General features: G+C 39.2%; 1 pseudogene. It reads left to right on the top strand.

What is annotated here, in order from left to right:
* A pseudogene (locus tag CWC11_RS23030) lies at nt 1–193 on the top strand (serine hydrolase domain-containing protein); the annotation flags it as partial.
* Nucleotides 194–212 lie beyond the last annotated feature (19 nt).

Below are 212 nucleotides of genomic sequence, written 5' to 3'. Positions count from 1 at the left end.
TCCAAACAACAATAGCTTTCATCACAATGGCTTTACTGGGACCTTCTATCTAGACAACTTAGTGTTGCCAGAAAAGAACATAGCGATATTAGCGGTAACAAACGGCGATACGAGTAATGCAAAGCAAGCGGTAGAAAAAGCGATACTGGTCATGCAACAAAGATTTGAAGCGCAACATAAAGACAATCTCTAAATAGGATTGATAAACCTTG

The organism is Pseudoalteromonas sp. S3178 (assembly GCF_005886985.1).
Lineage (GTDB): Bacteria > Pseudomonadota > Gammaproteobacteria > Enterobacterales > Alteromonadaceae > Pseudoalteromonas > Pseudoalteromonas carrageenovora.
This window is presented reverse-complemented; position numbering and strand designations above follow the sequence as displayed.